Source organism: Streptosporangium minutum, from assembly GCF_002149035.1.
GTDB classification, from domain to species: domain Bacteria; phylum Actinomycetota; class Actinomycetes; order Streptosporangiales; family Streptosporangiaceae; genus Streptosporangium; species Streptosporangium minutum.
In genome coordinates this window covers 21,126-43,131 of sequence record NZ_NGFP01000045.1, presented here as the reverse complement: position 1 = coordinate 43,131, position 22,006 = coordinate 21,126, and the positions used below count along the sequence as shown (strand labels likewise).

Annotated in this window: 25 protein-coding genes; 13 read left to right on the top strand and 12 right to left on the bottom strand. The window is 69.8% G+C overall.

Going from position 1 to position 22,006, the window contains the following annotated elements; translation table 11 throughout:
• Positions 1-45: 45 nt before the first annotated feature.
• Positions 46-1,245, bottom strand: a complete 1,200-nt coding sequence (locus tag CA984_RS12740) for an FAD-dependent monooxygenase (RefSeq protein WP_086571544.1) — start codon at positions 1,243-1,245, stop codon at positions 46-48.
• 114 nt (positions 1,246-1,359) lie between these two features.
• Here CA984_RS12740 and CA984_RS12735 point away from each other — a divergent pair, with 114 nt between their 5' ends.
• The gene (locus CA984_RS12735) at positions 1,360-1,956 is read left to right on the top strand and encodes a TetR/AcrR family transcriptional regulator (RefSeq protein ID WP_086571542.1); all 597 of its coding nucleotides are present in this window, start codon (positions 1,360-1,362) and stop codon (positions 1,954-1,956) included.
• Positions 1,957-2,010: 54 nt separating this feature from the next.
• A complete protein-coding gene (locus CA984_RS12730; RefSeq protein ID WP_086571540.1) occupies positions 2,011-2,784 on the top strand; it encodes an alpha/beta fold hydrolase in 774 nt (257 codons plus the stop codon).
• Positions 2,785-2,805: 21 nt separating this feature from the next.
• Here CA984_RS12730 and CA984_RS12725 read toward each other — a convergent pair whose 3' ends face one another.
• Together CA984_RS12725 and CA984_RS46060 are read right to left on the bottom strand one after the other, a co-directional pair.
• Positions 2,806-3,171 (bottom strand): ACT domain-containing protein, encoded by a 366-nt coding sequence (locus tag CA984_RS12725; protein ID WP_242675912.1) that lies wholly within the window; start codon positions 3,169-3,171, stop codon positions 2,806-2,808.
• A 161-nt stretch (positions 3,172-3,332) separates the two neighbouring features.
• Positions 3,333-3,494: a hypothetical protein gene (locus tag CA984_RS46060; RefSeq protein ID WP_012887758.1), complete on the bottom strand. Its 162-nt coding sequence runs from the start codon at positions 3,492-3,494 to the stop codon at positions 3,333-3,335.
• 102 nt (positions 3,495-3,596) lie between these two features.
• Here CA984_RS46060 and CA984_RS12720 point away from each other — a divergent pair, with 102 nt between their 5' ends.
• A complete protein-coding gene (locus CA984_RS12720) occupies positions 3,597-4,118 on the top strand; it encodes a hypothetical protein (protein ID WP_133061647.1) in 522 nt (173 codons plus the stop codon).
• Between the two features lie 373 nt (positions 4,119-4,491).
• Positions 4,492-5,205, top strand: a complete 714-nt coding sequence (locus tag CA984_RS12715; RefSeq protein WP_086571556.1) for a DUF998 domain-containing protein — start codon at positions 4,492-4,494, stop codon at positions 5,203-5,205.
• A 266-nt stretch (positions 5,206-5,471) separates the two neighbouring features.
• Here the strand turns inward: CA984_RS12715 and CA984_RS12710 are convergent, their stop codons facing one another.
• Complete coding sequence (locus CA984_RS12710) at positions 5,472-6,617, bottom strand: acyl-CoA dehydrogenase family protein (RefSeq protein WP_086571534.1); 1,146 nt, start codon at positions 6,615-6,617, stop codon at positions 5,472-5,474.
• A 295-nt stretch (positions 6,618-6,912) separates the two neighbouring features.
• Here CA984_RS12710 and CA984_RS47110 point away from each other — a divergent pair, with 295 nt between their 5' ends.
• From CA984_RS47110 to CA984_RS12690, 3 genes are all read left to right on the top strand, one after another.
• On the top strand, positions 6,913-8,412 hold the full coding sequence (locus CA984_RS47110; protein ID WP_207620840.1) for a hypothetical protein: 1,500 nt from the start codon (positions 6,913-6,915) through the stop codon (positions 8,410-8,412).
• 101 nt (positions 8,413-8,513) lie between these two features.
• Positions 8,514-9,284: a class F sortase gene (locus CA984_RS12695; RefSeq protein WP_242675911.1), complete on the top strand. Its 771-nt coding sequence runs from the start codon at positions 8,514-8,516 to the stop codon at positions 9,282-9,284.
• A 38-nt stretch (positions 9,285-9,322) separates the two neighbouring features.
• Positions 9,323-9,718, top strand: coding sequence for a hypothetical protein (locus CA984_RS12690; RefSeq protein ID WP_086571528.1), 396 nt, complete (start codon positions 9,323-9,325; stop codon positions 9,716-9,718).
• Positions 9,719-9,779: 61 nt separating this feature from the next.
• Here CA984_RS12690 and CA984_RS12685 read toward each other — a convergent pair whose 3' ends face one another.
• A complete protein-coding gene (locus CA984_RS12685; protein WP_133061646.1) occupies positions 9,780-10,034 on the bottom strand; it encodes a hypothetical protein in 255 nt (84 codons plus the stop codon).
• Positions 10,031-10,327 carry a hypothetical protein gene (locus CA984_RS12680; RefSeq protein ID WP_086571523.1) on the bottom strand — a complete coding sequence of 99 codons (297 nt, stop codon included), beginning with the start codon at positions 10,325-10,327 and terminating at the stop codon, positions 10,031-10,033. Before CA984_RS12680 ends, CA984_RS12685 begins: the two co-directional genes overlap by 4 nt.
• Positions 10,328-10,774: 447 nt before the next feature.
• Here CA984_RS12680 and CA984_RS12675 point away from each other — a divergent pair, with 447 nt between their 5' ends.
• On the top strand, positions 10,775-11,632 hold the full coding sequence (locus CA984_RS12675; RefSeq protein WP_086571521.1) for a helix-turn-helix domain-containing protein: 858 nt from the start codon (positions 10,775-10,777) through the stop codon (positions 11,630-11,632).
• A 33-nt stretch (positions 11,633-11,665) separates the two neighbouring features.
• The gene (locus CA984_RS12670; RefSeq protein WP_086571554.1) at positions 11,666-11,902 is read left to right on the top strand and encodes a DUF397 domain-containing protein; all 237 of its coding nucleotides are present in this window, start codon (positions 11,666-11,668) and stop codon (positions 11,900-11,902) included.
• 285 nt (positions 11,903-12,187) lie between these two features.
• Here the strand turns inward: CA984_RS12670 and CA984_RS12665 are convergent, their stop codons facing one another.
• The 3 genes from CA984_RS12665 to CA984_RS12655 form a co-directional block, all read right to left on the bottom strand.
• A complete protein-coding gene (locus tag CA984_RS12665) occupies positions 12,188-12,850 on the bottom strand; it encodes a hypothetical protein (RefSeq protein ID WP_086571519.1) in 663 nt (220 codons plus the stop codon).
• Between the two features lie 433 nt (positions 12,851-13,283).
• Positions 13,284-13,820, bottom strand: coding sequence for a dihydrofolate reductase family protein (locus CA984_RS12660; protein WP_086571517.1), 537 nt, complete (start codon positions 13,818-13,820; stop codon positions 13,284-13,286).
• Positions 13,817-14,425, bottom strand: a complete 609-nt coding sequence (locus tag CA984_RS12655) for an NADPH-dependent FMN reductase (protein ID WP_086571515.1) — start codon at positions 14,423-14,425, stop codon at positions 13,817-13,819. The genes CA984_RS12660 and CA984_RS12655 overlap by 4 nt, the downstream gene beginning before the upstream one ends.
• A 92-nt stretch (positions 14,426-14,517) precedes the next feature.
• On the opposite strand from CA984_RS12655, the gene CA984_RS12650 reads away from it, so the two are divergent.
• Together CA984_RS12650 and CA984_RS12645 are read left to right on the top strand one after the other, a co-directional pair.
• On the top strand, positions 14,518-17,724 hold the full coding sequence (locus CA984_RS12650; protein ID WP_086571552.1) for an AfsR/SARP family transcriptional regulator: 3,207 nt from the start codon (positions 14,518-14,520) through the stop codon (positions 17,722-17,724).
• A 189-nt stretch (positions 17,725-17,913) separates the two neighbouring features.
• Positions 17,914-18,363 (top strand): hypothetical protein, encoded by a 450-nt coding sequence (locus tag CA984_RS12645; RefSeq protein ID WP_086571513.1) that lies wholly within the window; start codon positions 17,914-17,916, stop codon positions 18,361-18,363.
• Between the two features lie 260 nt (positions 18,364-18,623).
• Here CA984_RS12645 and CA984_RS12640 read toward each other — a convergent pair whose 3' ends face one another.
• Positions 18,624-19,889 carry a serine hydrolase domain-containing protein gene (locus tag CA984_RS12640; RefSeq protein WP_086571511.1) on the bottom strand — a complete coding sequence of 422 codons (1,266 nt, stop codon included), beginning with the start codon at positions 19,887-19,889 and terminating at the stop codon, positions 18,624-18,626.
• Positions 19,890-20,087: 198 nt separating this feature from the next.
• Here CA984_RS12640 and CA984_RS12635 point away from each other — a divergent pair, with 198 nt between their 5' ends.
• Positions 20,088-20,747, top strand: coding sequence for a GbsR/MarR family transcriptional regulator (locus tag CA984_RS12635; protein WP_207620839.1), 660 nt, complete (start codon positions 20,088-20,090; stop codon positions 20,745-20,747).
• A gap of 52 nt (positions 20,748-20,799) precedes the next feature.
• On the opposite strand, the gene CA984_RS12630 is transcribed toward CA984_RS12635, so the two are convergent.
• Positions 20,800-21,012, bottom strand: a complete 213-nt coding sequence (locus CA984_RS12630; RefSeq protein WP_086571507.1) for a hypothetical protein — start codon at positions 21,010-21,012, stop codon at positions 20,800-20,802.
• An 80-nt stretch (positions 21,013-21,092) separates the two neighbouring features.
• Positions 21,093-21,770, bottom strand: a complete 678-nt coding sequence (locus CA984_RS12625) for a sulfotransferase family protein (protein WP_086571505.1) — start codon at positions 21,768-21,770, stop codon at positions 21,093-21,095.
• Between the two features lie 43 nt (positions 21,771-21,813).
• Here CA984_RS12625 and CA984_RS46055 point away from each other — a divergent pair, with 43 nt between their 5' ends.
• Entirely contained in the window at positions 21,814-21,957 is a 144-nt protein-coding gene (locus CA984_RS46055) for a hypothetical protein (protein WP_165781220.1), read from the top strand.
• Positions 21,958-22,006: the final 49 nt, after the last annotated feature.

Sequence of the window (22,006 nt, the reverse complement as noted above, 5' to 3'; positions counted from 1 at the left end):
CGGCGGGACCTGCCGGATGGCACGGGCAGGCGGCCGGGGCGGGCTTCAGTAGTCCTTGAGGGTGATGGCGCGGGCCGCCTTCTGGAGCGGCTCCATGACCTTGGCCATCATGCGCTCCTTGCCCGGCAGGTATTTCATCAGCGAGAGCATCTTCATCTGGAACCAGACCTGGGACCTGCTCCGCAGCACCATGTGCTTGATGTTGCCGGGCCCGAGGTTCTGGTTCTGCTCGGCGAAGTGCCGCGTCGCCTGCTCGTAGCCGCCGAACCCGGCCTCGTGGTCGCCACCGGCGGCCGCCAGCTCGCCGGCCAGGACGTAGGCGCCGACCAGGGCGAGGCTCGTGCCCTGCCCGGAGGCGGGGGAGGCGCAGTGGGCGGCGTCCCCGATCAGCGCCACCCGCCCCTTCGACCAGCGGTCCATGTGGACCTGGCTGAGCGAGTCGAAGTAGAAGTCGGGCGCGTCGGCCATGCCGTCGAGCAGGCGGGGGATCTCCCATCCCTCCCCGGCGTAGGCGTCGGCCAGGAGCTTCTGCTGCTGCTCGCGGTCGCGGTGGTCGTAGTCCAGCGTCCCGGTGGCGAACAGGAACATCGCCTTGGCCCCGGTGTCCTTGGCCGTGCTGTACATCAGGGCCGTCCTGCCGGGGGAGACGTAGGTGAGCTCCCACCGGTCGAGTTCCAGGTGGTTGGGGACGCTGAAGATCGAGACGTGGTATCCGAGGCCGCGGACATACCGGGACTCGGGGCCGAAGGCCAGCGCACGGGTGGCCGAGTGCAGCCCGTCGGCGCCCACCACGAGGTCGAAAGTGCGTGTCCCGCCGTTCTCGAAGGTGACCCGTACCCCGTCGCCGTCATCGGTGAGGGAGACGATGGAGTCGTCGAAGAGGTATTCGACCTCGTTCTCCGTCAGGTCGTAGAGGATGCGGTTCAGGTCGCCGCGCAGGATCTCGGTGTCTTCGCCCTCGCGCCCGCCGAACGTGTCGCCGCCCATGCTGGCCAGCCGTTCGCCGTTCGCTTTGACGATCGACGCGCCCTGCACGTTGGTGCGCTCCCGCCGGATCTCGTCCATGACGCCCATGCGGGTGACCACGTCGAGGGCCGCGCCACGGATGTCGATCTTGTAGCCGCCCTGCCGGATCGCGGGCGCCCGCTCCACCACCGTGGGTGTGAAGCCGTGGCGGCGCAGCCAGTAGGCCAGCGCGGTGCCCGCGATGCCGGCGCCGGAGATCAGGACGCTCGTGTTCCTCATGGGTGCTGCTCCTAGGTCGGTTCCTCGTCCGCCGCTGACAGTACACGTGTATGACACGTTTGTTCAATACGACTGTTCAAGACACTTGTGCGAGAGCTGTGTACACTGCCGGACATGGGAAATCGCGAAGATCTTCTGGCCGGGGCCAAGCGCTGCCTCTACGAAAAGGGATACGCCCGCACCACGGCCCGCGACATCGCGGCGGCCTCGGGCGTCAGCCTCTCCGCCATCGGTTACCACTACGGGACCAAGGAGGCGCTGCTGAACGCGGCCCTCTACCAGGCCATGGAGGAGTGGGGCGACGATCTGTCCAGCATCCTGAACGCCGAGGCCGGTCCCGACGCCACGCCCGCGGACCGGTTCGTGGCGGCATGGGAGGGAGTGATCGCGTCGTTCGCCGCGAACCGGCCGCTCTGGGCCATCCAGTTCGAGATCACCGCGCACATCGACCAGCTGCCCGAACTGCGCCGGACCCTTTCCGAGGCCAGCAGGCAGGCACGCCTGGGACTCGCCGAGCTGTTCGGGAGTCTGGGCCTGGCCGGGGACGGACAGCGGGACATGCAGCTCGGCTCGTTCTACCAGGTCCTGCTCAGCGGGGTGGCGGCACAGTGGCTGCTGGACCCGGAGGGCGCGCCGTCAGGGCGTGACCTGCTCGACGCGGTGCGGACCGTCGCGGAGGTCGTCGGCCCGGGACCCGTCACCCGATCCTGAATGTCACCGGCGGAAGGGTTAGGAGATGCCCCCGATCGGTGCTTGACTGCGGTCATGGAACTGGCCTTCGAACGGCGCGGGGCAGGACCGCCCCTGGTCCTGCTGCACGGAATCGGGCACCACTGGCAGGCATGGCTGCCGGTGCTCGACCGGCTCGCCGCCGAACGGGACGTGATCGCCGTCGACTTCCCCGGCTTCGGCGTCTCCCCGCCGCTGCCGCCCGGCTCGCCGTACACGGCGGAGAGCCTCGCTGACGCGGTCGTGTCGTTCTGCGACATGCTCGGCCTGCGCGAGCCTCACGTGGCGGGAAACTCCCTCGGGGGCTACGTCGCCCTTGAGCTGGCTTCGAGGGGCGTGGTCCGCACGGCCACGGCGCTCTCCCCGGCGGGGTTCTGGAGCCGGGGAGAGCTCGCGTACGCGCGGGCGGCGCTCCGGGCGGCGCGGGCCTCGGCCCGCGCCATGCCGCCGGAGCGGGCCACGGCCGCCCTGGAGAGCCCGCTGGGCCGGATGGTCGCGGCGGGCGTGATGGTGGCGCACCCGTCCCGGATCTCCGCCGAGGCGCTGCTCGCGGCCACCCAGGCGCTCGGGGCCGCCCCCGGCTTCGACGACACCCTGGACTCGTTCGCGTGGATGATGCCCCCGGCCCCGCCGAAGGCGCCGATCACCATCGCCTGGGGGGAGCGCGACCGGCTGCTGCCCCGGCGGCAGGCCGTACGGGCCGCCAGGTGGTCGGGTCAGCGGGTGAAGCTGCTGACGGGCTGCGGGCACCTGCCGATGAGCGACGATCCCGAACTGGTCGCCCGGGTGCTGCTGGAGGGATCGCGGTAACCGGCCGCGAGCCGGGCGGGGCTAGTGCGGTGACCGGAAAGGTTCACCGGCTCCGCCGTCCCCGCCCTCCACGTGATGTCCCGCTTCCTCCAGGACAGTGATGGCCTGCTGTTTCTTCAACTCGGGAAGCAGAACCAAGTCGGCGTGGAAAGTTGAGGCGACGAACACCGGAATCGCTGCCTCTGCCAGTGGCTTGATGATTGCCGAAAGCATCCCCGGAACATCCAAGCCGTGCGCTGTGACGTCGCCGTAGAGGCCGATCCACTGCTCACCTGAGTCTGCAGGCCGGGCCTCTCGGACGACAGTCAGCCCTTCGGGGGCGCGGACAAGCACAATCCAGTCGTCCTCGGGCAACGCCGCATCCGGCAGATGCTCGACAGTGAACATCGGGGACACGATACGCAGGTGCTGGGCTGTAAGCGGGTTCATGGGCGCCTGTCTACCAGACCCTCCTGTGAGGCATGCACGCTCGCACGGCCGTCCCCGTCGGCCATACCGTGCCAGGGGCTGACCGGAATCGACCCGGTGTACCTTTCCGGTCACAGCACCTAGCGGAAGGTCTGTCCCCACAGCGCGAGCATGACCAGGACGAACACGATCACGACGCCCGCGTAGGCGACCGGTCCGAGCCGCAGGGCGCGCCGGACCCGGTTGAGACCCCAGGCGAACAGGAACGCCAGGAAGATCAGCAGGATCAGTCCGCTGTCCATCAACACCGCCTTTGGTGAGCCTTCGCTGACCAGTATGCGTTCCCCGAGCTGATCTTGCGGCGATTGAGCGCGATGCGGGACTCCGTGGCATCGTTGCGCAACGTGAACAGATCCACGAAGGTAACGCGCATCCTGCTGGTGGCCGCCTTCGCCGCCGGCCTCACCGCCTGTTCGGACGGGGGCGACCCGGCGGCGGCCCCCACCGCGTCCGTCTCCGCCTCCGCGTCCGTCTCCGAGCCCGCGGTCTCCTCCGAGCCGGCCGTCCCTTCCTCTTCCCCCTCGGACCCGGCGGCCACGGTGCCCGAGGCCACGGCGTCGGCGTCGGCTTCGCCGAGTGAGAAGCCGCTCCGCGGGGCCGACGGTGAGCTGCTGGGTGATGTCAAGCTGTCGGGCGCGAACGCGATCACGGTGGCTCCCGAGGGGGAGAAAGCCCAGAAGGTCGAGCTCACGCCGTTCACCGAGGTACTGGACGTTCAGGGCGCCATCTGCAGTGAGGGCAAGATCCCGCACAAGTGCACCACGGACCAGCTCCGGAAGGCACTCAAATCGGCTGTGTCCTTCTACGCCAAGGTGACGGTCAAGGACGGGACGGCCACGAAGATCGAGGAGATCGTCCCGGAATGACGGTTCCGGCGGGCGGCTGTCGATGCCGGGTGGCCCGCTGAAGATCTGAGCACCGGCCCGCGGGCCGATCGGTCACGCGGGGTACGGCTCGCGCCCGGCGAGGGCGCGGGCCGTACCCGGCCGGTGGGACAGGCGGCGGGACGGCCGTTCGGAGGCCGCCGACCAGGTCGAACCGGAGACGGCCGACGGCGCCCGCCGGCGCTTCGGCCACGGCGCGGTGCCTGGCCGGCCTTCCACTGCGCGTGCTGCGCAACCCGGGGCCCGGCCCGGTCACATTGGTCGCGGCCCGTCGGGCCCGGACCGATTCCTTTTCCGGACAGGCACCGTCACACAGTTAGGAACGCGACAGAACGCCTGAGACGGAGATATGAGCATGCCAACCAACAGCCGGCAGGCGACCACGGTGAACTCGACGGTCACCTCGTGGGACGGAACTGACACCACGACCACGAAGCGGCTGCTGGCCGCCGGCGTGATCGCGACCCCGCTGTTCTTCACGGTGGCGTTCGCCCAGGCCTTCTCCCGGGACGGCTTCGACCTGTCCCGGCACATGCTCAGCCAGCTGTCGATGGGAGACCTCGGTTGGCTGCAGATCGCCAACTTCATCGTCACCGGGACGCTGTTCATGGCGGCGGCCGTCGGGATGCGGCGGACACTGCGCCAAGGTCCCGGGGCGAAGTGGGGCCCCAGACTGATCGGCGTCGTCGGCGCGGGGCTGATCGCCGCAGGCGTCTTCGTCACCGACCCGGCCGCCGGCTACCCCGTCGGATCCGTGGAGGGCGAGACGTCCTGGCACGGCATGCTTCACAACGTGGCAGCCATGGTGGGCGGCCTGGCCCTGCTGGCGGCCAGCCTGGTGTTCGCCCGCCGGTTCCTCGTCGGGAAGCGAAAGGGATGGGCGATCTACAGCGCGGTCGGCGGGATCGTCTACACCGTGCTGCCGCAGACCAACCCCGGACTGATGAGCCTGCTGTTCGCCGTCGCGTCACTGATCGGCTGGGCCTGGATCTCCACGATCTCCATCCACCTCATCAACACCGGCACTGCCGAGACGACCGCACTCCGCCATCCGGTCCGCCCCTCGTAGCGGAGGCCTTCCCGCCCGGCTCCGGCGGTCGTCCCATCGGAGCCGCAGGGTCAAGGCGAACGTCGCGCCAGCCCTCACCTGTCCCTGTGCCTGGAGCTACCTCGGCGGCGTCGCCCTGCTCGGCCTCCTCGCGGTGCCGGCGGCGGGCGGTGGCCGTACGGGCCGCCCACCGCCCGCCGCCGGCTGTCCCGCGCGACCTGTGAGCACTCAAGGCGGCGGGACCGTCCAGGCCGCGACCGGGAAGGAGTCGGTGCTCACCAGAGTGGTCAGAAGCCGAAGGAGCGGCCGATGATCTCCTTCATGATCTCGGTCGTGCCGCCGTAGATGGTCTGGACCCGGCTGTCGACCCAGGCCTTGGCGACGGGGTACTCCATCATGTAGCCGTAGCCGCCGTGCAACTGGAGGCAGCGGTCGATCACCTTGGTCTGCAGCTCGGTGGTCCACCACTTGGCCTTGGCGGCGTCGACGACGGTGAGCTCCTTGGCGTTGAGGGCCCGGATGCACTTGTCCACGTAGTGGCGGGCGATCTCGACCTCGGTGTCCAGCTCGGCCAGGACGAAGCGGGTGTTCTGGAAGCTACCGATGCTGCGGCCGAAGGCCTTGCGGCTCTTGCAGTACTCGATGGTCGCCTGCAGGACGGTCTCGGCGGCGGCCACGGCCATGACGGCGATCGACAGCCGCTCCTGCGGGAGGTTGCCCATGAGCTGGAAGAAGCCCTGGCCCTCCTCCGCGCCCAGCAGGTTGGCCGCGGGGACCCGGACGTTGTCGAAGAACAGCTCCGCGGTGTCCTGGGCGTGCATGCCGATCTTCTCAAGGTTGCGGCCCCGGCTGAAGCCCTCCATGCCCCGCTCGACGACGAGCAGGGACGTCCCCCGGGCTCCGGCGGTCGGATCGGTCTTGGCGACCACCACGACCAGGTCGGAGTTGATGCCGTTGGTGATGAAGGTCTTCTGGCCGTTGAGGACGTAGTGGTCGCCCTCGCGCACGGCGGTCGTCCTGATGCCCTGCAGGTCGCTGCCCGCGCCCGGCTCGGTCATCCCGACGGCTGTGATCAGCTCGCCGCTGACGAACCCGGGCAGCCAGCGGGCCTTCTGCTCGTCGTTGGTGAGGTCCACGAAGTACGGAGCCATCACGTCGTTGTGCAGCGAGTAGCCCAGGCCGGACGCGCCGATCCCGATGACCTCCTCGACGATCACGGCGTTGTAGCGGAAGTCCGTGATCCCCGCCCCGCCGTACTCCTCCGGCACCCCGAAGCCGAACATCCCGATCTCGCCGGCCTTCTTCCACACCTCGCGGGGGACGATGCCGTCCTTCTCCCACTGATCGTGGTGGGGCGCGACCTCGCGGGCCAGGAACTCGCGCACGGTCTCACGGAAGAGCTGGTGCTCCTCCTCGAAGAGGTCTCGCTGCATTGACTGCCTCCTTGGGGGATCCGTGGACCAGAATACGATTCTGTTACTTTCAGGTACAGCCGCCCTACGGTGCCGGTACGTCTGTTGTGCCCGGAGTGGCCAGATCACAAGTCCGCCACAGTCGCCTGGGGGTTCTGTCGTCTCCCTGCGGCGGGAGATCGCAGAGCGGTACGATCCGGGCCTAGTTGTGATTAGATGGCCGGTTTTGCGGCAAGATCCCGGTGAATCGGAGTGTCTAGTGGTGCGGTGGGGAGCGGGACTCCGTGGGGCTGTCGCGGTTTCAGTCCTCGGCCTGTTGAGCGGTGCGCTGGTCACGCTGACCTCCGGACCGGCCGGTGCGAACACCGCCGAGCTTGAGGTCGACTACATATGCACCGGAGGGCCCGGCACGATCGTGCGGAGCGGCCCGGTGAAACTCAGCACCAGGGTGACGGTCCCCACGACGCTCTCGGTCGGCGAGCCGCTCAACATCGGCTGGGCGCTCGCCTACAAGGACGCGTCGAGGTTCGGCTCGCCGGACTACTTCGCCCCCGGAGGCAAGGTCGCGGTCACCGGAGACGTCGAGCTGTCCGGTGTCTGGAGAGGCGTCCTCAAGCCGGTGGGAAGCGCCGACCAGTCCGGCCAGCTTGAGCCCGGCACCGTCCTTGCGCTCCCCGCCAACCTCTCCGACTCCGCCCACACCGAAAAGGCGGGAACGGTCAAGGTCACTCCCCAGAAGCTGTTCGTGGACTTCACGCCGCCCGCCGGCGAGGTCATGGTCAACGACGACGACCAGCGGGTGAGGTATGAGACGGGCCGCTGGAGGGATCTGAACGACCAGCCGGCGAACAACAACGACCACCACCACGACATCCACCGGACGGTGGAGCAGGGGGCCACGGCCTCTCTCTCGTTCACCGGCACCGGAATCGAGTACGTCGCCCAGCGTGACTTCCGCGCCGGGAAGGCCCGGTTCTACATCGACGGCGCGCCGGCCACGCCGGCCTACATCGACGCCTCGAAGATGTCCGACGGCACGCCGTCGAACGACGCGAACAGGGGCGGGCTGACGCTGTGGAGGTTCCTCGGCCTCAACTACGGCAAGCACGTCGTCCAGGTCGTGAACGACGAGCAGGGCAAGTGGACACAGCTCGACGCCTTCCGGGTGATCACAAAGGAGCTGGCGGAGCCGCCGACCGAGCACCGCGCCACCTGCACGCTCGTCAGCGCGCCGGTGTCGGTGAACGTCACCATCTCGGGTAAGACTTCTTCGCCTGACCCGTCGAACACGGGAAGCCCGCGTCCGGACCCGACGTGCACCCCGACTCCGGCCCCGTCGTCCACTCCCTCACCTTCTCCGACGTGCGTCCAGCCGACGAATCCGACGCCGACGCCGACGTGCACTGCCACACCGACGCCTTCTCCGACGTGTGTCCAGCCGACGAATCCGACGCCGACGCCGACATGCGTTACAACGACGCCGACGCCGACTCCTTCGCCTTCACCGACGTGTAGGTCCACGACCACTCCGACCCCCACGCCGAGCAACAGCAACACCGGCCAGGGAAACACGAGCACGTCCACGCCCAAGCCGACCCTGACCGTGACGGCGACCGTCACACCCACGAGGGCGACGCCGACCACCCCTCAGGTGACCGTCGTTCCCTCGGGCGGCGCCCAGACCGGTGAGGCTTCCGACGACGGGCCTTCGGGCATGGGCCTGATCGGCGGCGGGACGGCCATGGTGATCGGAAGCGTTCTCGGCGGAGTGGCGTTGAAGAGGCGGCAGGCGGCGCACGTCCGTGGCCGAGGCTAGGTAAGGAGGCGCGCCGTATGTATCCAGGGCCTTCGCAGGGTGGTCCCGACCCCTATTACGGTGGCGGTCGTCCCCCCAAGCCCCCCAGGTCTCCCAAGAGCATGCTGCTCCCGGCGGCGCTCGTGGTCGGGTCGCTCGGCGGGGTGGCCGCGATCATGGCGGGGCTGCTCAGCTACCTGGCTCCGGCGGCCGACGAGGAGCCCTACGGGCCTCCGATCGCGCAGGCGGCGGACAGCATGGTGGTGGAGAACGCTCCAGCGCAGGGCGAGCAGCCGGCGCAGCAGGATCCGGCGGTGGCATTGTCCCCGGTGGTGGGGCCGGGTGGGCTGGACGTGCCGTTGACGGCCGCCGCGCCGACCGCGCCACCGCCGTTGCCCGTCGTCCAGCCGCCGGAGCCGCTCAAGAGCGCCGGGGTGAGGCCGTACAGGATCGCCATTTCGAAGATCGGGCTGCTGGCTCCGCTGATGGCGCTGGGAGTGGACGCTAAGAAGGAGATCCAGACCCCGCCGCTGAGCAAGCCGAACCAGGCCGGCTGGTACAAGCACGGGCCGATCCCCGGCCAGCAGGGGCCTTCGGTGGTCCTCGGGCATGTGAACACCAAGCGCGGGGCAGCCGTCTTCAGCCGTCTGAAGGAGATCAAGCGCGGGGACACGATCAAGGTGTCCCGGTCGGACAAGACCATCGCGGAGTTCACGGTCGACGGTGTGGAGCAGGTCAGCAAGAAGGCGTTCCCGTCGAAGCGGGTCTACGGCAACACCGGTGAGGCCACCCTGCGGCTGATCACCTGTGGCGGCGTCTACAACCGCAAGACCGGCCACTACACCGACAACATCATCGTCTACGCGACCCTGTCGAAGACCCGCCGCGTCTGATCGCGTCGTCCCTACCGGCATCGGAAGGATCCGCACCCGTGCAGGCATGGCGTACGCCCGACGGCCGCACGCTGGTCGCCGGGCCGGTGGGCCCGCTGAGCGACACCCTGCTCGGCCCGCACGGCATCCTCGGCCCGGACGGCGCGTCCTTGACCGAGGAGCACACCTACTACGAGCTGGACGCCTCCGGGGCGCTGTGGCATGTGTACGAGACGACTGTCTCCTCGGTGGAGTACGAGCTGTACGCGACGACCTATCGCGTGGAGGGGACGGCGCTCCACGGCTACGAATCGTCGTGCGACGCTTTCTCTGGCGAGAGCAGGCACAGGCACACGGTCAAGTTCACGGGCCTGACCCCTCTCGCCCCGGAGGAGACGCCGTCGGAGGAACGGATCCACGCCATGCTCATCCAACGAGGCGCGTCTGCCGGGTGAGCATGGAGCGGGGCGGCTCCCCGGATGAGCAGCGTCCCGCTCCATGCGGCTTTCGAGCCTCTCAGTCCGCGTGCTGCCCGCTGCGGCGGAGGATCGGGTGCTGGGCTTCGACCTGTCGCATCAGGGTCAGCAGATCGTCGGCGTGCCTGGCCTCGACGGGTTCGGGGCCGGTGGTGATCCAGCAGGGGAAGGCCCAGTAGCGGCACGCCCAGCAGCGCCACAGGACGACCCATCCGGGATGGCGGCCCTCCAACTCGCGGGCCACGTCAGCCGGGAGGGGAAGAATCGCGTCGGCCAGGTGGGGAAGAGGTGTCACCGGCTGCGGCCCGTCGGGGTCAGGACGTGGTGGATCTTCCGGGCGACGACGTCCGCTTCGGCGACGGGCCCGATCTTTTCGTGCCAGGACCACCAGTACCACCAGGTTCCTTCCTGCGGTGCCGTGTAGACGATCTCGGAGAGTGCGGGGGCGTCGGGGTTGACGACGATCAGCTCTGGGGGACGGCGGGAGGCCACCCGGACCCGGGCGTGCAGGCCGTCTTCTTTGAGTCGTTCGGTCAGGCGGGTCAGGTGGACGGTCGCCGGGATGCCGGTGTCGTCGGTGACGGCCATGGGACCTCCGGTAAGGGGTGAGCGGGCTTGCCGTACTCCAGTTGTCGGGATGAGGGCGTGGGGCATCCACGCATGACGGATCGGTGCGGGTGGGAGGCCCCCGACGGGTTGTGGGGAAGCACGTCGGGGGCCGATCCGGCCGGGGCACGGGGGTGACTCCGGGCCGGAGGTCTGCGGGGCGGCTCCACCGCTACCCCTCCAAGAAGAGGTGGAGCCGCCTGCCCTCGGCAGCGCTGGCGCCTGCGCGTCGCCGAGGAGTCGTTGTCGTTGCCTGGTGCCCGTGTCCTGGAGCTGTAACGAGTGTCGGTAATCACTCGATCACTCTCCGTGGAACGGTTACGCTCCGATCGTGACGGCTGAACAAGTCGCTGTAAACAGGTTCCGCTGGAACAGTTCCCAAGTTTCTTGTTCCGAGGGCGAGCGGATCAACTCATAAGAGGGTGGAACGTGGCGAACAGGACCAGCCCAACAGTGCGTCGTCGGCGGCTCGCGGCAGAGCTGCGACAGCTTCGGCAGGAGTCTGGAAAGAATCGTGACGAAGTAGCGGCGTTCGTCGGCTGTGCGCCCGCCACCATCACCAAAATCGAGAACGCCTCCTCAACGGCCCGTCCAGCCGATGTCGCCCTGCTGCTGGAGTTGTACGGCATCACCGGAGAACGGCGTGAGGTCCTCATGACACTCGCCCGTGAGGCTCGTCAGCGCGGCTGGTGGCATCAGTACGGCGGAGCGATTCCGCAGTGGTTCGAGGCGTACGTAGGTCTGGAAGAGGAAGCCGCAGAGATCAGGTCCTTCCAGCCCGAGACGATCGACGGACGCCTTCAGACGGAGGGCTACATCCGGGCTCTCATCCAGGCGGAGGTGAGTGTCCCTCCGGAGGAGGAGATCGAGCGCCGGGTCGCCATCCGCCTCAGACGGCAGGAACGTCTGACCTCCCCTGACGCCCCCGAGCTATGGGTCGTGCTGGGTGAGGCCGCATTGCGCAGGGCGGTCGGCGGCACCGAAACCATGCGTGAGCAGCTTCAGAGGCTCAGTCAGGTCTCACGTCTGAACAACGTCACGCTGCAGGTGCTCCCGTTTCACGCGGGGGCTCATCCGGGTATGCACGGCGGTTTCCATATGCTCGGATTCCCAGAAGAAGCCGATAGAGCTGTCGTGTACGTTGAATATCGGCAGGGTGCCCTGTATCTGGAACGACAGCCGGATGTGGATGCTTATGCCAAGCTCTTCGATCACCTGCGCGCGAGGGCACTTGGTCCTGATGAGTCACGTGCTCTGATCGCGCGTATGGCCGAGGAGGCCCTCTGAGAGACCACGAGTAGGAAGGTGCGGGTGTCCACGATGGACTTTTCCCGCGTCACCTGGCGCAAGAGCAGCTTCAGCGGTAACGGCGGTGCTGACTGCGTCGAAGTGGCGGTCGTTCCTGGCGACCCGGCGCTGGCAGGGCACAAGGCCGACGTCGATGAGCTCTACCTCGTCCGTGATTCCAAGGACCCGGACGGTCCGAAGCTCGCTTTCACCCGTTCCGAGTGGGACGCGTTCGTCAAGGGCGTGAAGGCCGACGAGTTCGACGGCTGACGGACCCGCCGATGGTGTCCGGCGTGGTCACGGCCACGGTCGGCGAGCGCCGCGCCGGGCCCTGGCGAGGGGACGGCGGGGCGTCCCTGGACGATCTCCGTCCTGCCGCATGGTGGATCGGCTCGATGGATGCGGGACGAAAAAAGAGAACCCCGCAGGGAAGGTCTCCCGGCGGGGTTCGACTCGGAACCACGTCTGGTCTCTCCTACGATCCGACCTCCCCCTCAGGCCAGATCTCCACAGTACGAGGGGAGAGGCAGAAACACGCTTATCTGCCGCGATGCTCTACAGCGACGACTCCGCTCCCCTGGAAAAGTTCCGTCGCCTCCGCACGCCGAGGAAGCGGACCGCCACCATACCGATGGTCACGGTGGCCATCGTCCACACGACCCATTGCCCGATAGTCGTGATCACTTCATTCCTGCCCGGTGGCATCACGAACATCTGGACGGCCGCGCCGACCGGCACCGTCACTTGGGCAAGCACGCCGATCGCCCCCGGTTGCCTGGCACAGGCCCCTATGGCGCCGAGAATCGGTCCGAGCAGAACGGTCGCCGCCCACCAGTAGAGCGTTTCATACCCGTAAGAGCTGAGCGGGACGTCGTGGACGATCGTGTCGACGGCGTAGTACACGGCCGTGGCGGCGAGCAGGGTCAGCACGCCGGCAACGGCGCCCCGGGCCAGTGTCCGGGCCCTGAGGTCGCTCTGTTCGGCACGGGTGGCCAGCAATCCCGCCAACACCGCCAGCCCGGCCCAGGCCCAACCGGAGTCCAGCAGGACGCTCACGATTTCCATGATCGACCACCCGCTGGTCGTGGCTTCCTGGCTTTCCAGATCCACAGAAAGACGGGCTACGGCGTTGGCCAGGGAGGTGGCCGCGCCAAACACCGCGCCGGCCGCCAGGACGCCGAGCAGGGAGTTCAAGCCGGGGCGCGGGTTGTTGTTCATGGACGGCTTTCTACCAAAGCGGGTCGCGACATGCGCTACCGGAAGGAGACCGGAGCCGGTACCCCACCGGAGCGTGGTCGTCTGCCGGGCAGGACGCTCTGGTCTCCCGGTCCCATGACATGGATCTTGAAGAAGCGCTCAAGGCCGGCGTCGTCGCCGGTCTGGAAGCCAAGCGGCAGTTCGCGTTCCCCGGAGCCGTCGCGGTCGCGGACGAACCTGCGCAGGACGGTCTGGGTCCGCGCCGTGCCCGCGCACCGTCGCTCTGTGAGCGGGACGGAACGCCGAAACCCCCACCTGGGGTGTCCTGGCGGGGGGTTCGATGTTCGCGTAGCGGTGTGCGGGTCGCCTCACGGCGCGAGGCCCGATGTGGCTCCGGCCGTACGGCGGCCCGCGATGGCGGTGGGTCAGGCACGGGGGACCCCGGTGTCTCCGGTCAGGTGGTCCGGTAGTCGAGCAGCACCACCTGACCGAAGGTCCGCGCCTCGGTCAGCGACAGCTTCGCCGAGAGGCCCTCGCTCCAGAACCGCTGCCCGTGCCCGCGCACCACGGGGTAGATCCAGACCTTGTACCCGTCCATCAGGCCGGCCTCCAGCAGCGCGTCGGTGAGCCGGCCGCAGCCCCAGACGATGATGTCGCCGCCGGGCTCCTCCTTCAGCTTGGTGATCACCGGCACCAGGTCGGCGGCGGGGATGACCGTGGAGTTGGCCCAGTCGCTCTTGTCGATCGTCGACGAGACGGTGTACTTCGGCATCGAGTTGACCTTGTCGACGAACGGGTCGCTGGGCATGGCCGGCCACGCCTGGGCCATGCCCTCGAACGTGACCCGGCCCATGAGCAGCGCGCCCGCCTCCGTGAGCTGGCCACTGGAGTACGCGGCCCACTCCTCGTTGTTGTGCTCCATGGACCAGGTGTGCGGCTCGTCGATGAAGCCGTCGAGGGTGCTGAACGTGGAAGCGATGATCTTCCTCATGATTGTCTCCTTGTGTAGGGGTGTGCGGCCCGCGCGTCCCGGAGGGCCCTGGCCCACCAGGCCAGCCGGTCCAGGACGGCGGGCAGTGCGGTGTTGCAGTCCGCCGACGCCTTGGGCCAGCCGCCGTCCGCGGCGAACAGCTCCCAGTAGCGGGGCAGCGTGATGACGTCGCTCAGGACGGCGGCGTGCAGTTCGGTGAAGATCTGACGTAACTGGTCGATCGCGTACAGGCCGCCCGAGTCGCGGCCGTACGCGACGAATGTGACCGGCTTGGCCTGCCACTCCTCGTAGTACCAGTCGATGGCCGTCTTGAGCGGAGCGGGGAAACTGCGGTTGTACTCGGGGGTGATCACGGCGAAGGCGTCGGCCGCGGCCAGCCGCCCGGACAGGGCGACGACCTGGGGCGGGCGCGGCTCGCCCTCGTCCACCAGCCGCTCCGGCAAGTCCGTCTCCGCCAGATCGACCATCTCGATCTCAAGGTCGCTCCGCCGCGCCGCCCGGCCGGCGAACCAGCCCGCGACGGTCGGCCCGAACCGCCCGCTCCTGGTGCTGGCGATGATCACCGCGACCCGCAACGGGGTGGCCTGCCCGGTCTGCCCGCTCATCTCGTCCTCCCTCCTGCCGTGTGAGTCCACTGTGCAGGAGGGGCTTTACGGGATGTTTCCGGTTGTCTTACGGCCCGGCTATCGTGGCCCGCATGCGCTTCGGGATGCTGGGGCCGGTGGCGGTGTGGACGTCGGCGGGAGAGCCGGTCGCGGTGCCGGGGCTGAAGGTCCGGGCGCTGCTGGCCGACCTGCTCCTGCACGAGGGCCGCCCGGTGCCGGCCGACCGGCTCATCGACGACCTGTGGGGCGACGACCTGCCGGGCAACCCGGCGGGCGCGCTGTCGGCGAAGGTGTCACAGCTGCGGCGCGTGCTGGAGGACGCCGAGCCGGGGGCCCGTGACCTCGTGTCCCACCAGCCGGCCGGATACCTGTTGAAGGCCGAGACCGACGCCGTCGACTTCGACGCCTGGCTGGAAGCCGCCGGGCGGGCCGCCGCCGGTGAGCGGGCCGAGCTGCTGGGACGGGCGCTGGGCCTGTGGCGGGGGAACGCGTTCGCCGACTTCGCCGACGCGCCGTTCGCGCGCGCGGCGGCGGCCCGGCTGGAGGAGCGGCGGCTGGCCGCCGTGGAAGAGCTGGCCGAGGTACGGCTCGCCCTCGGCGAGCACGCGCTGCTCGCCGGTGAGCTGGGAGAGCTGGTCGCCGCCCACCCCCTGCGAGAACGGCTGCGCGCCGCGCACATCCTCGCGCTGTACAGGTCCGGGCGCCAGAGCGAGGCGCTCGGCAGCTACGAGCGCCTGCGCGCCGTGCTGGCCGAAGAGCTCGGCCTGGACCCCAGCCCGGACCTCGTCGCCCTGCACCGGCAGGTCCTCACGCAGTCCGTCGCGGGCGGCCCGTCTCCCGGCCCGTCCCTCGGCCCGTCTCCCGGCCCGTTCCTTGGCCGGACGAATCTGCCGACGCCGCTCGGCGCGCTCATCGGCCGGGACGGCGCCGTCGCCGAGCTGCGCGAACGGCTGACCGGCGAGCGGCTGGTGACCTTGACCGGACCCGGTGGCGTCGGCAAGACCAGGCTCGCCGTCGAGGCCGCCGCCGGCCTCGACGAGGTGTGGTTCGTCGAGCTGGCCGTACTCGACCGGCCCGGCGCCGAGGACGCGGAGGACAGGCTGGCCGAGGCCGTCATGGCGGTGCTCGGGATCAGCGAGGGCGCGCAGCCCGCCGACCGGCTCGTCGAGGCACTGCGCGGGCGCCACACGCTGCTCGTCCTGGACAACTGCGAGCACGTCGTCGAACCGGTGGCCGCGCTGGTCGCGCGGCTGCTGGCCGCCGCGCCGGGGCTGCGGGTGCTGGCCACCAGCCAGGAGCCGCTCGGGCTGCCCGGCGAGGTGGTGTGGAATGTGCCGCCCCTGGACGTGGCCGCTCCGGACGCGGGTCTCGGCGAGCTGGCCGCCTGCGGGGCGGTACGGCTGTTCGTGGCCAGGGCGGGGGCCGCGTCGCGGGGGTTCACGCTGGACGAGGAGAACGCGGCCGATGTGGCCGTGCTGTGCCGCCGCCTCGACGGGATCCCGTTGGCGCTGGAGCTGGCCGCCACCCGCGTGCGCTCCCTCGGCGTACGCGAGCTGGTGCGCCGCCTCGACGATCGCTTCAGGCTGCTCGCCACCGGGCACAGGGGTGCGCCGCCGCGCCAGCAGACACTCATGGCGATGATCGGCTGGAGCTGGGAGCTGCTGAGTGAGACGGAGCGGTCCGTGCTGCGCCGGCTGGCCGTACACGCCGATGGCTGCACGCTGGAGGCCGCCGCCGCCGTCAGCGGGCACGACGTGCTCGACCCGCTGACCCGCCTGGTGGACCGATCGCTCGTGGTCATGACCGACGATCCGGCCGGGCCGAGATACCGGCTGCTGGAGTCCGTCGCGGCCTACAGCGCCGACCGGCTGCGGGAGGCGGGCGAGGAGAAGCTGATACGGCACCGCCACCTCGCCTACTACCTTGATCTGGCCGAGGAGGCCGAGCGGCGGCTGCGAGGCGCCGACCAGCGCGAGTGGCTGGGCCGCCTGGACGCCGAGGCCGCCAACCTCAGGGCGGCCCTCGCCACCGCCGCAGGCCCGGCCGTTCACCCGGCCCCGGCCGCTGAGTCCGCGTTGCGACTGGTCAACGCCCTCGCCTGGTACTGGTTCCTGCGGGGGAGGCTGGCCGAGGCCGGGCGGTCGTTCGCGGTGGCGCTGGCCGTACCCGACGCCGGTGAGCCGGCCCTGCGCGGGCGGGCGCTCGCGTGGGACGCCGGATTCGCCTTCCTGTACGGCGGCGGTGGTGACGGTGGCGGTGGCGGCGGCGACCGTGACCGGCGGAGAGAGGCCGCGTTGCGCCTGCACGACGACCCCGGCGGGCGGGCCAGGGCCGCCTGGTTCCTGGCCTACGCCGGCAGCGACCTGGGTGACCTGACGGCGGCGGAGGAGCTGGTCGGCGAGGCGCTGCCGGTGTTCGAGCGGCTGGACGACCGGTGGGGCACCGCCGCCGCACTGACCACCAAGGCCAAGCTGGCCCACGTCCGCGGTGACCTCGACGGGCTGGGGCGTGACGCCGGGCGCGCCGCGGCGCTGTTCGCCGAGGTGGGGGACCGGTGGGGGCAGCTGGAGGCCACCGGCTGGCTGGGCGCGCTGGCCGAGCTGACCGGGGACCACGCCGAGGCGGAACGGCTGCACCGCCAGGGCCTGCGCTGGGCCGAGGAGCTGGGCCTGTGGGCGGAGGTCGCCGGGCGGGTCGCCTGGCTCGGCTGGCTGGCGCTGCAACGCGGGGATCTGCCGGTCGCGGCCGAGACCTGCGAGCGCGGCCTCCGGCTGTACGCCGAGCAGGGGAACCGGGCGGGCGAGGTGTTCGCGACGATGGGGCTGGCGTTCTCGCTGCGCAGGCTGGGACGGCTGGACCAGGCCGAGGCGCACCTGCGCTCCGTGCTGGAGCGCAGTCCCGGGACGGCCGTGGAGGGCACGCCCCCGCCGTACCTGCCGATGATCCACTGCGAGCTGGGTTTCGTCGCCGAGCGGCGCGGGGACGGGCCGGAGGCGCTCGCCTGCCACCGGGAGGCGTTCGACCTGGGCATGGCTCTCCCCGGAGGCAGGGAGCTGCCGGCGGCGCTCGACGGCCTGGCCGGTGCCCTCGACCTGCTGGGGCGGCATGAGCAGGCCGCCTGGCTCCTCGGCGCGGCCTCCGCGCTCCGCGCCGGGCAGCGCGTCGCGCCGGCCGAGCAGGCGGACATCGACCGCATCACCGCAGAGATACGCGAGCGGTTGGGCGAGCCGCGCTTCACCCTGGCCCACCGGCACGGCGCCACCCTCACCCCTGCCGCCGCCCGCGCACTGGCCGGTTAGGGCCTGTTCCGTGGACCTGGCGCGGCCGGGTGGGCGTCGCGATCCCGCTCCGGCGCGTCTCCGACCTCGTAGGCCCGGCCGGAAAATAATGTGACGCAGGTCACTTTTTCCGGCCGATCCCTTTCCGCCGGCCTGCCGGTCATATGAGCGACACCGTAACGCCGCGGGGAACGGCAGGAAGGAACGATCATGACGGAGAGCACCGGGAACACGCAGGCCGCGCAGCCGGACGAGCAGGTCAGGGCCCTGGACCGGCTCGTCGGCTCCTGGCGGGTGAGCGGAGGAGCGGAGGGGACGGTCACCTACCGCCGGCTGGACGGAGGCTTCTTCCTCATCCAGGACGTCGAGCTGGAGCAGTACGGCCAGAGCATCACCGGCTTCGAGGTGATCGGCCGTGAGAAGCCCTTCGGCGCGGAGAAGGCCAGCGAGGACATCAAGTCCCGCTTCTACGGCAGCGAGGGCAGCACCTTCGACTACGTCTACGAGCTCGACGGTGACACCCTGACCATCTGGGCCGGCGAGAAGGGCTCACCCGCGTACTACAGGGGGACCTTCGACGCCGACGGCGACACCCTCTCCGGCGCATGGGTCTACCCCGGCGGCGGGGGCTACGACTCCAGCATGACCAGGATCAAGTAAGTCCGGCAGCCGGCCCGCAGGGGAGAGCGGGAGAGAGCGGGGGAGCACGGAACTCCGAGCAGGCGATCGCCTCCGGTTCTGCCTGCTCGGCCCGGCGTCCGCACCTGTGGACCGCCGGCCCAGCTCGGCGAGCTGGGCCTGGTGAGCCCGTGGCGCCTGTGCTCCGGCTCTACTCCCCCGCCCTGTCCCCGGCGGCCGGCAGGATCGCCGACCGCCAGGGGGCGGGAGCTGGTGCGGAATGCCTGGCCGACTCTGCCCCATCAGCCCGCGGCCTTCCCGCCGCAGAACACCTCCTTGACGAGCTTGTCCAACGCCTTCGGGAACATCTGCGCCTGGTCGATTGCGGCGTCTCCGGTGGTGATCGAGGCGGTCAGGGTCTTACTGCCGTCGGGCGTGCTGTACATCAGCGTCCCGTAGCCCCCCGGGGTGCTGCCGTCGTGGTTGAGGATGGTGCCGACGCAGTCCGGGCCCGTGTCCTGCACATACAGCCCGAGGCCGTAGCGGCCGTAGAGACCGGCGCTCTTGGGGTGCGGCTTGCGCATCTCGGCCAGCAGCGGGGCCGGCAGGAGCTTGCCGCCGGTCAGCGCGGAGAAGAACGTCTGGAGATCCTGGGTGGTCGAGATCATGCCACCGGCGCCGGCCAGCAGGGAGAGGTTCTGGCGGGTGACGTCGACCACCTTCCACTGGTCGGCGTCCTTATACCGGTAGTAGCCGTGGGCATGCGGCCCGGGAATCTGCGTCCGGGTGCCCGCCGCCGCGGTGTTCCGCATCCCGAGCGGCCGTAGGATCCGCCGCTTCATCTCCTCGGCGTAGGAGCGGCCGGTGACCTTCTCGATCAGCAGCAAGGCCAGTGTGTAGTTGGTGTTGGCGTAGCTCCAGTCCGTTCCCGGCGCGAACTTCGCCGGCTTGGACAACGCCAGCCGTACCAGCTCCTCGGGCTGGTAGGTGTGGAACCGGTTGTCCACCCATTCCTTGCCCATGCCGGGGATCCCCGGCACGAAGGTCCCGTCGTTGTAGTACTCGCCGGTGTAGTTGAACAACCCGGTGGTGTGCTGCAGCATCATCCGTACGGTGATCCGCGTGTCCAGCCCGAGCTGGGGCAGGTAGTCGGCCACCGGGGCGTCCAGCCCGATCTTGCCCTCGGCCACCAGTTGCAGCACCAGGGTCGCGGTGAAGGGTTTGGCGGAGCTGCCCGTCCAGAACCGCCCGTTCGTCGGCGGCTTCGCGCTCCGGCCCAGCTTGCGCACCCCGGCGCTGCCGACCCACTCGCCCCGCTCATCGTGCACGCGCATCTGCATCCCGGCGGCGAGACCGGAATCGACCCACTCCTGGATGGCCTTCTGCAGCTCCGGGCGATCCTGCCCGGCAGCGGCCTTCAGCACGGCCGCGTTGCTGTCCGCGGTGGCCACCGGGGGTGTGGCCGCTCCGGCCAGCAGCGCGGCCGCCAGCGCCGTGACCGCCACTCGCCGCAAGACCCGCGGCGTCCGGGCCCTGTTGTTCTTGACGGTGTGGAGGGATTCACGCATGGTCGTTCCTCGCTTTGCGATAGTACGTGTTTGAGATAACTCGAAAGCTATGTTGCATTCAAAATTCCGTCAATCGATCAAAGTGTGTTTGCTCAGGTAGATGGCGGCAAATTGGTGCAATGACGCTGCGCTCGAATGCAATGTAGAGTTGCAATGAATGGCGGCGAAGGCAATACTGGCGGCATGCCAGGAGGACGATTGACCCAGCAGGACCGCGAGCGCATCGCGGCCGGACTCGCCGATGGGCTCTCCTACGCCGAGATCGCCAGGCGGCTCGACCGGCCGACCTCGACGGTCACCCGGGAGATCGGACGCAACGGCGGCCCCAGCGGCTACCGGCCCCAGCAGGCGCACCAGGCGACGGCCCAGCGGGCCCGGCGCGGCACACCGGCTCCACCCTGTGCGACCGGATCGCCGGGCGGCCGCACGGAAGACGAGCTCGTTGAGATGGCGGTCAGGATCGGGCTACCGAGAATGACAGCACGCGTGCACCTCGACCTGCTGCTGTCCGAGGACGGCAGGCGCACCGCAGCCGAGCTGACCCACAGACTGAAGATCAGCCCGGCCTCCGTCTCCGTCGCAGTGAACTACCTGGTCGAGCAGGGGTATGTCCGGCGCGAGCGGGACCCGCAGCGGCGTCGCGACATCTACGTGATCGACGACGACGCCTGGTACAACTCGATCATGACCAGCAGGCGGCAGACACTGGAGACGGCGCAGGCCACGATGGCGGCAGCCGAGACGTACGGGCTCGACAGCCCCGTGGGGCAACGGCTGGCCAAGGCAGGGGCGTTCCTGGAGCGGGTCAGCCTGGACATGATCGAGTCGGCCGACCGCTGGCGCGCCCTCCTGGCGTGATGGGGCTCAGCCGAGCCACCTGAGGTGCCGGCTGACCAGTTCCTGCTGAGCGTCACTGCACGACGCCGCTTCCCGTACCCCGCGAGCCCGCCGGGACCTCCGCCGGCCAGAGCGGGCGACCGCCGTACAGGGCGGGTGCGGGGTGCAGGTCGAATTCGATCGCGGCGACCAGTGAGAAGTCGCCGCCGCCGCGCAGCGCCCAGAACAGGCCGGCGATCGAATCGGGCCCCTCGGCCACGACCTTCCAGGAGACGCTCACGCTCATCGGCGCCTGGTATGGGCGTCTTCCCGTCGGCGCCCATACCAGGCGCTACTACGCGCGCCCCGATATCGCCTACATCCCCTTCAGCGGCGCAGGACCATCCGGGCGATCCGCCGGCGACCGTCGCGGACGAAGCTCTCGCTGTCGTTGAGCCGGGGGAACGGCGCCGTGGGGACGGGGAGGCCGAGGAAGGCGCAGAGCGGCTCCCAGCCCTGCATGACGTCGTAGACCAGCACCCGGTCCGGCGGGAACGACGCGCGCACCGTGTCGGTGTGGTCCTTGAAGACCTTCAGGACGTGTGCCTTGTCGGTGATGTCGCCGCCGAAGACCCGCTCGACGACCACCTCGCGGGTCATCCTGGTGAACGCGGCGAAATCACCGCTCATCCGGGACAGTACGGCGTACCCCGCGCGTCCGGACAGGGTCTCCCTTCTCCGTGCCTGCTTGAAGATCGTGGCCTCCATGCTCCTGTACCACCGCTGGGGGTCCCGGACGTTCAGCAGGATCTTGGCCTCGGGGTAGTGGTCGGCGAGCTCGCGCCAGTAGGACGCGCCCGGCCAGTCGACCGTGGCCTGGTAGCCGTCGAACACCGCGTCCCAGTCCGCCGACCGTCCCTCCGCGATGTCCAGCCACTGCCCGGCCATCTCGGGATGATCGAAGATCTCAAGCATGTGGTAGCAGGGCCGGAGGCCCAGATGCTCCAGCGCCGCCTTCAGCGAGGTGGTTCCCGTACGGCCGAACCCCGCTCCGATGACCTGCATGTGACCTCCCGGCCTTCCGGCCGCCCCGTCGTCCCGTGTGGCGGTGCGCCCGGCCCGCCACCTCCTGAATGCCCGGAGCTGTGGCCTGCGGAACATCGGGGAGGACGAGGAGACCGGTCACGTTCCGACCGAACTGCTCCGCCCGGTCGCCGAGGCGGACGAGCCGGGAGGCGTCGTCACCCGTTGACGGCGACACCCGTGAGGCCGATCATCGATTTCCGGAGGCCCGGTCTGAG

Bases quoted from the DNA above. Each gene is read 5' to 3' on its own strand.
- CA984_RS12670 (WP_086571554.1), top strand. From the start codon at position 11,666: ATGGACTTTTCCCGCGTCACCTGGCGCAAGAGCAGCTTCAGCGGTAAC.
- CA984_RS12725 (WP_242675912.1), bottom strand. From the start codon at position 3,171: ATGTTCACTGTCGAGCATCTGCCGGATGCGGCGTTGCCCGAGGACGAC.
- CA984_RS12735 (WP_086571542.1), top strand. From the start codon at position 1,360: ATGGGAAATCGCGAAGATCTTCTGGCCGGGGCCAAGCGCTGCCTCTAC.
- CA984_RS12660 (WP_086571517.1), bottom strand. From the start codon at position 13,820: ATGAGGAAGATCATCGCTTCCACGTTCAGCACCCTCGACGGCTTCATC.
- CA984_RS12645 (WP_086571513.1), top strand. From the start codon at position 17,914: ATGACGGAGAGCACCGGGAACACGCAGGCCGCGCAGCCGGACGAGCAG.
- CA984_RS12665 (WP_086571519.1), bottom strand. From the start codon at position 12,850: ATGAACAACAACCCGCGCCCCGGCTTGAACTCCCTGCTCGGCGTCCTG.
- CA984_RS12730 (WP_086571540.1), top strand. From the start codon at position 2,011: ATGGAACTGGCCTTCGAACGGCGCGGGGCAGGACCGCCCCTGGTCCTG.
- CA984_RS12630 (WP_086571507.1), bottom strand. From the start codon at position 21,012: ATGAGCGTGAGCGTCTCCTGGAAGGTCGTGGCCGAGGGGCCCGATTCG.
- CA984_RS12695 (WP_242675911.1), top strand. From the start codon at position 8,514: ATGCTGCTCCCGGCGGCGCTCGTGGTCGGGTCGCTCGGCGGGGTGGCC.
- CA984_RS12740 (WP_086571544.1), bottom strand. From the start codon at position 1,245: ATGAGGAACACGAGCGTCCTGATCTCCGGCGCCGGCATCGCGGGCACC.
- CA984_RS12650 (WP_086571552.1), top strand. From the start codon at position 14,518: ATGCGCTTCGGGATGCTGGGGCCGGTGGCGGTGTGGACGTCGGCGGGA.
- CA984_RS12655 (WP_086571515.1), bottom strand. From the start codon at position 14,425: ATGAGCGGGCAGACCGGGCAGGCCACCCCGTTGCGGGTCGCGGTGATC.
- CA984_RS46060 (WP_012887758.1), bottom strand. From the start codon at position 3,494: ATGGACAGCGGACTGATCCTGCTGATCTTCCTGGCGTTCCTGTTCGCC.
- CA984_RS12715 (WP_086571556.1), top strand. From the start codon at position 4,492: ATGCCAACCAACAGCCGGCAGGCGACCACGGTGAACTCGACGGTCACC.
- CA984_RS12640 (WP_086571511.1), bottom strand. From the start codon at position 19,889: ATGCGTGAATCCCTCCACACCGTCAAGAACAACAGGGCCCGGACGCCG.
- CA984_RS12680 (WP_086571523.1), bottom strand. From the start codon at position 10,327: ATGGCCGTCACCGACGACACCGGCATCCCGGCGACCGTCCACCTGACC.
- CA984_RS12625 (WP_086571505.1), bottom strand. From the start codon at position 21,770: ATGCAGGTCATCGGAGCGGGGTTCGGCCGTACGGGAACCACCTCGCTG.
- CA984_RS12710 (WP_086571534.1), bottom strand. From the start codon at position 6,617: ATGCAGCGAGACCTCTTCGAGGAGGAGCACCAGCTCTTCCGTGAGACC.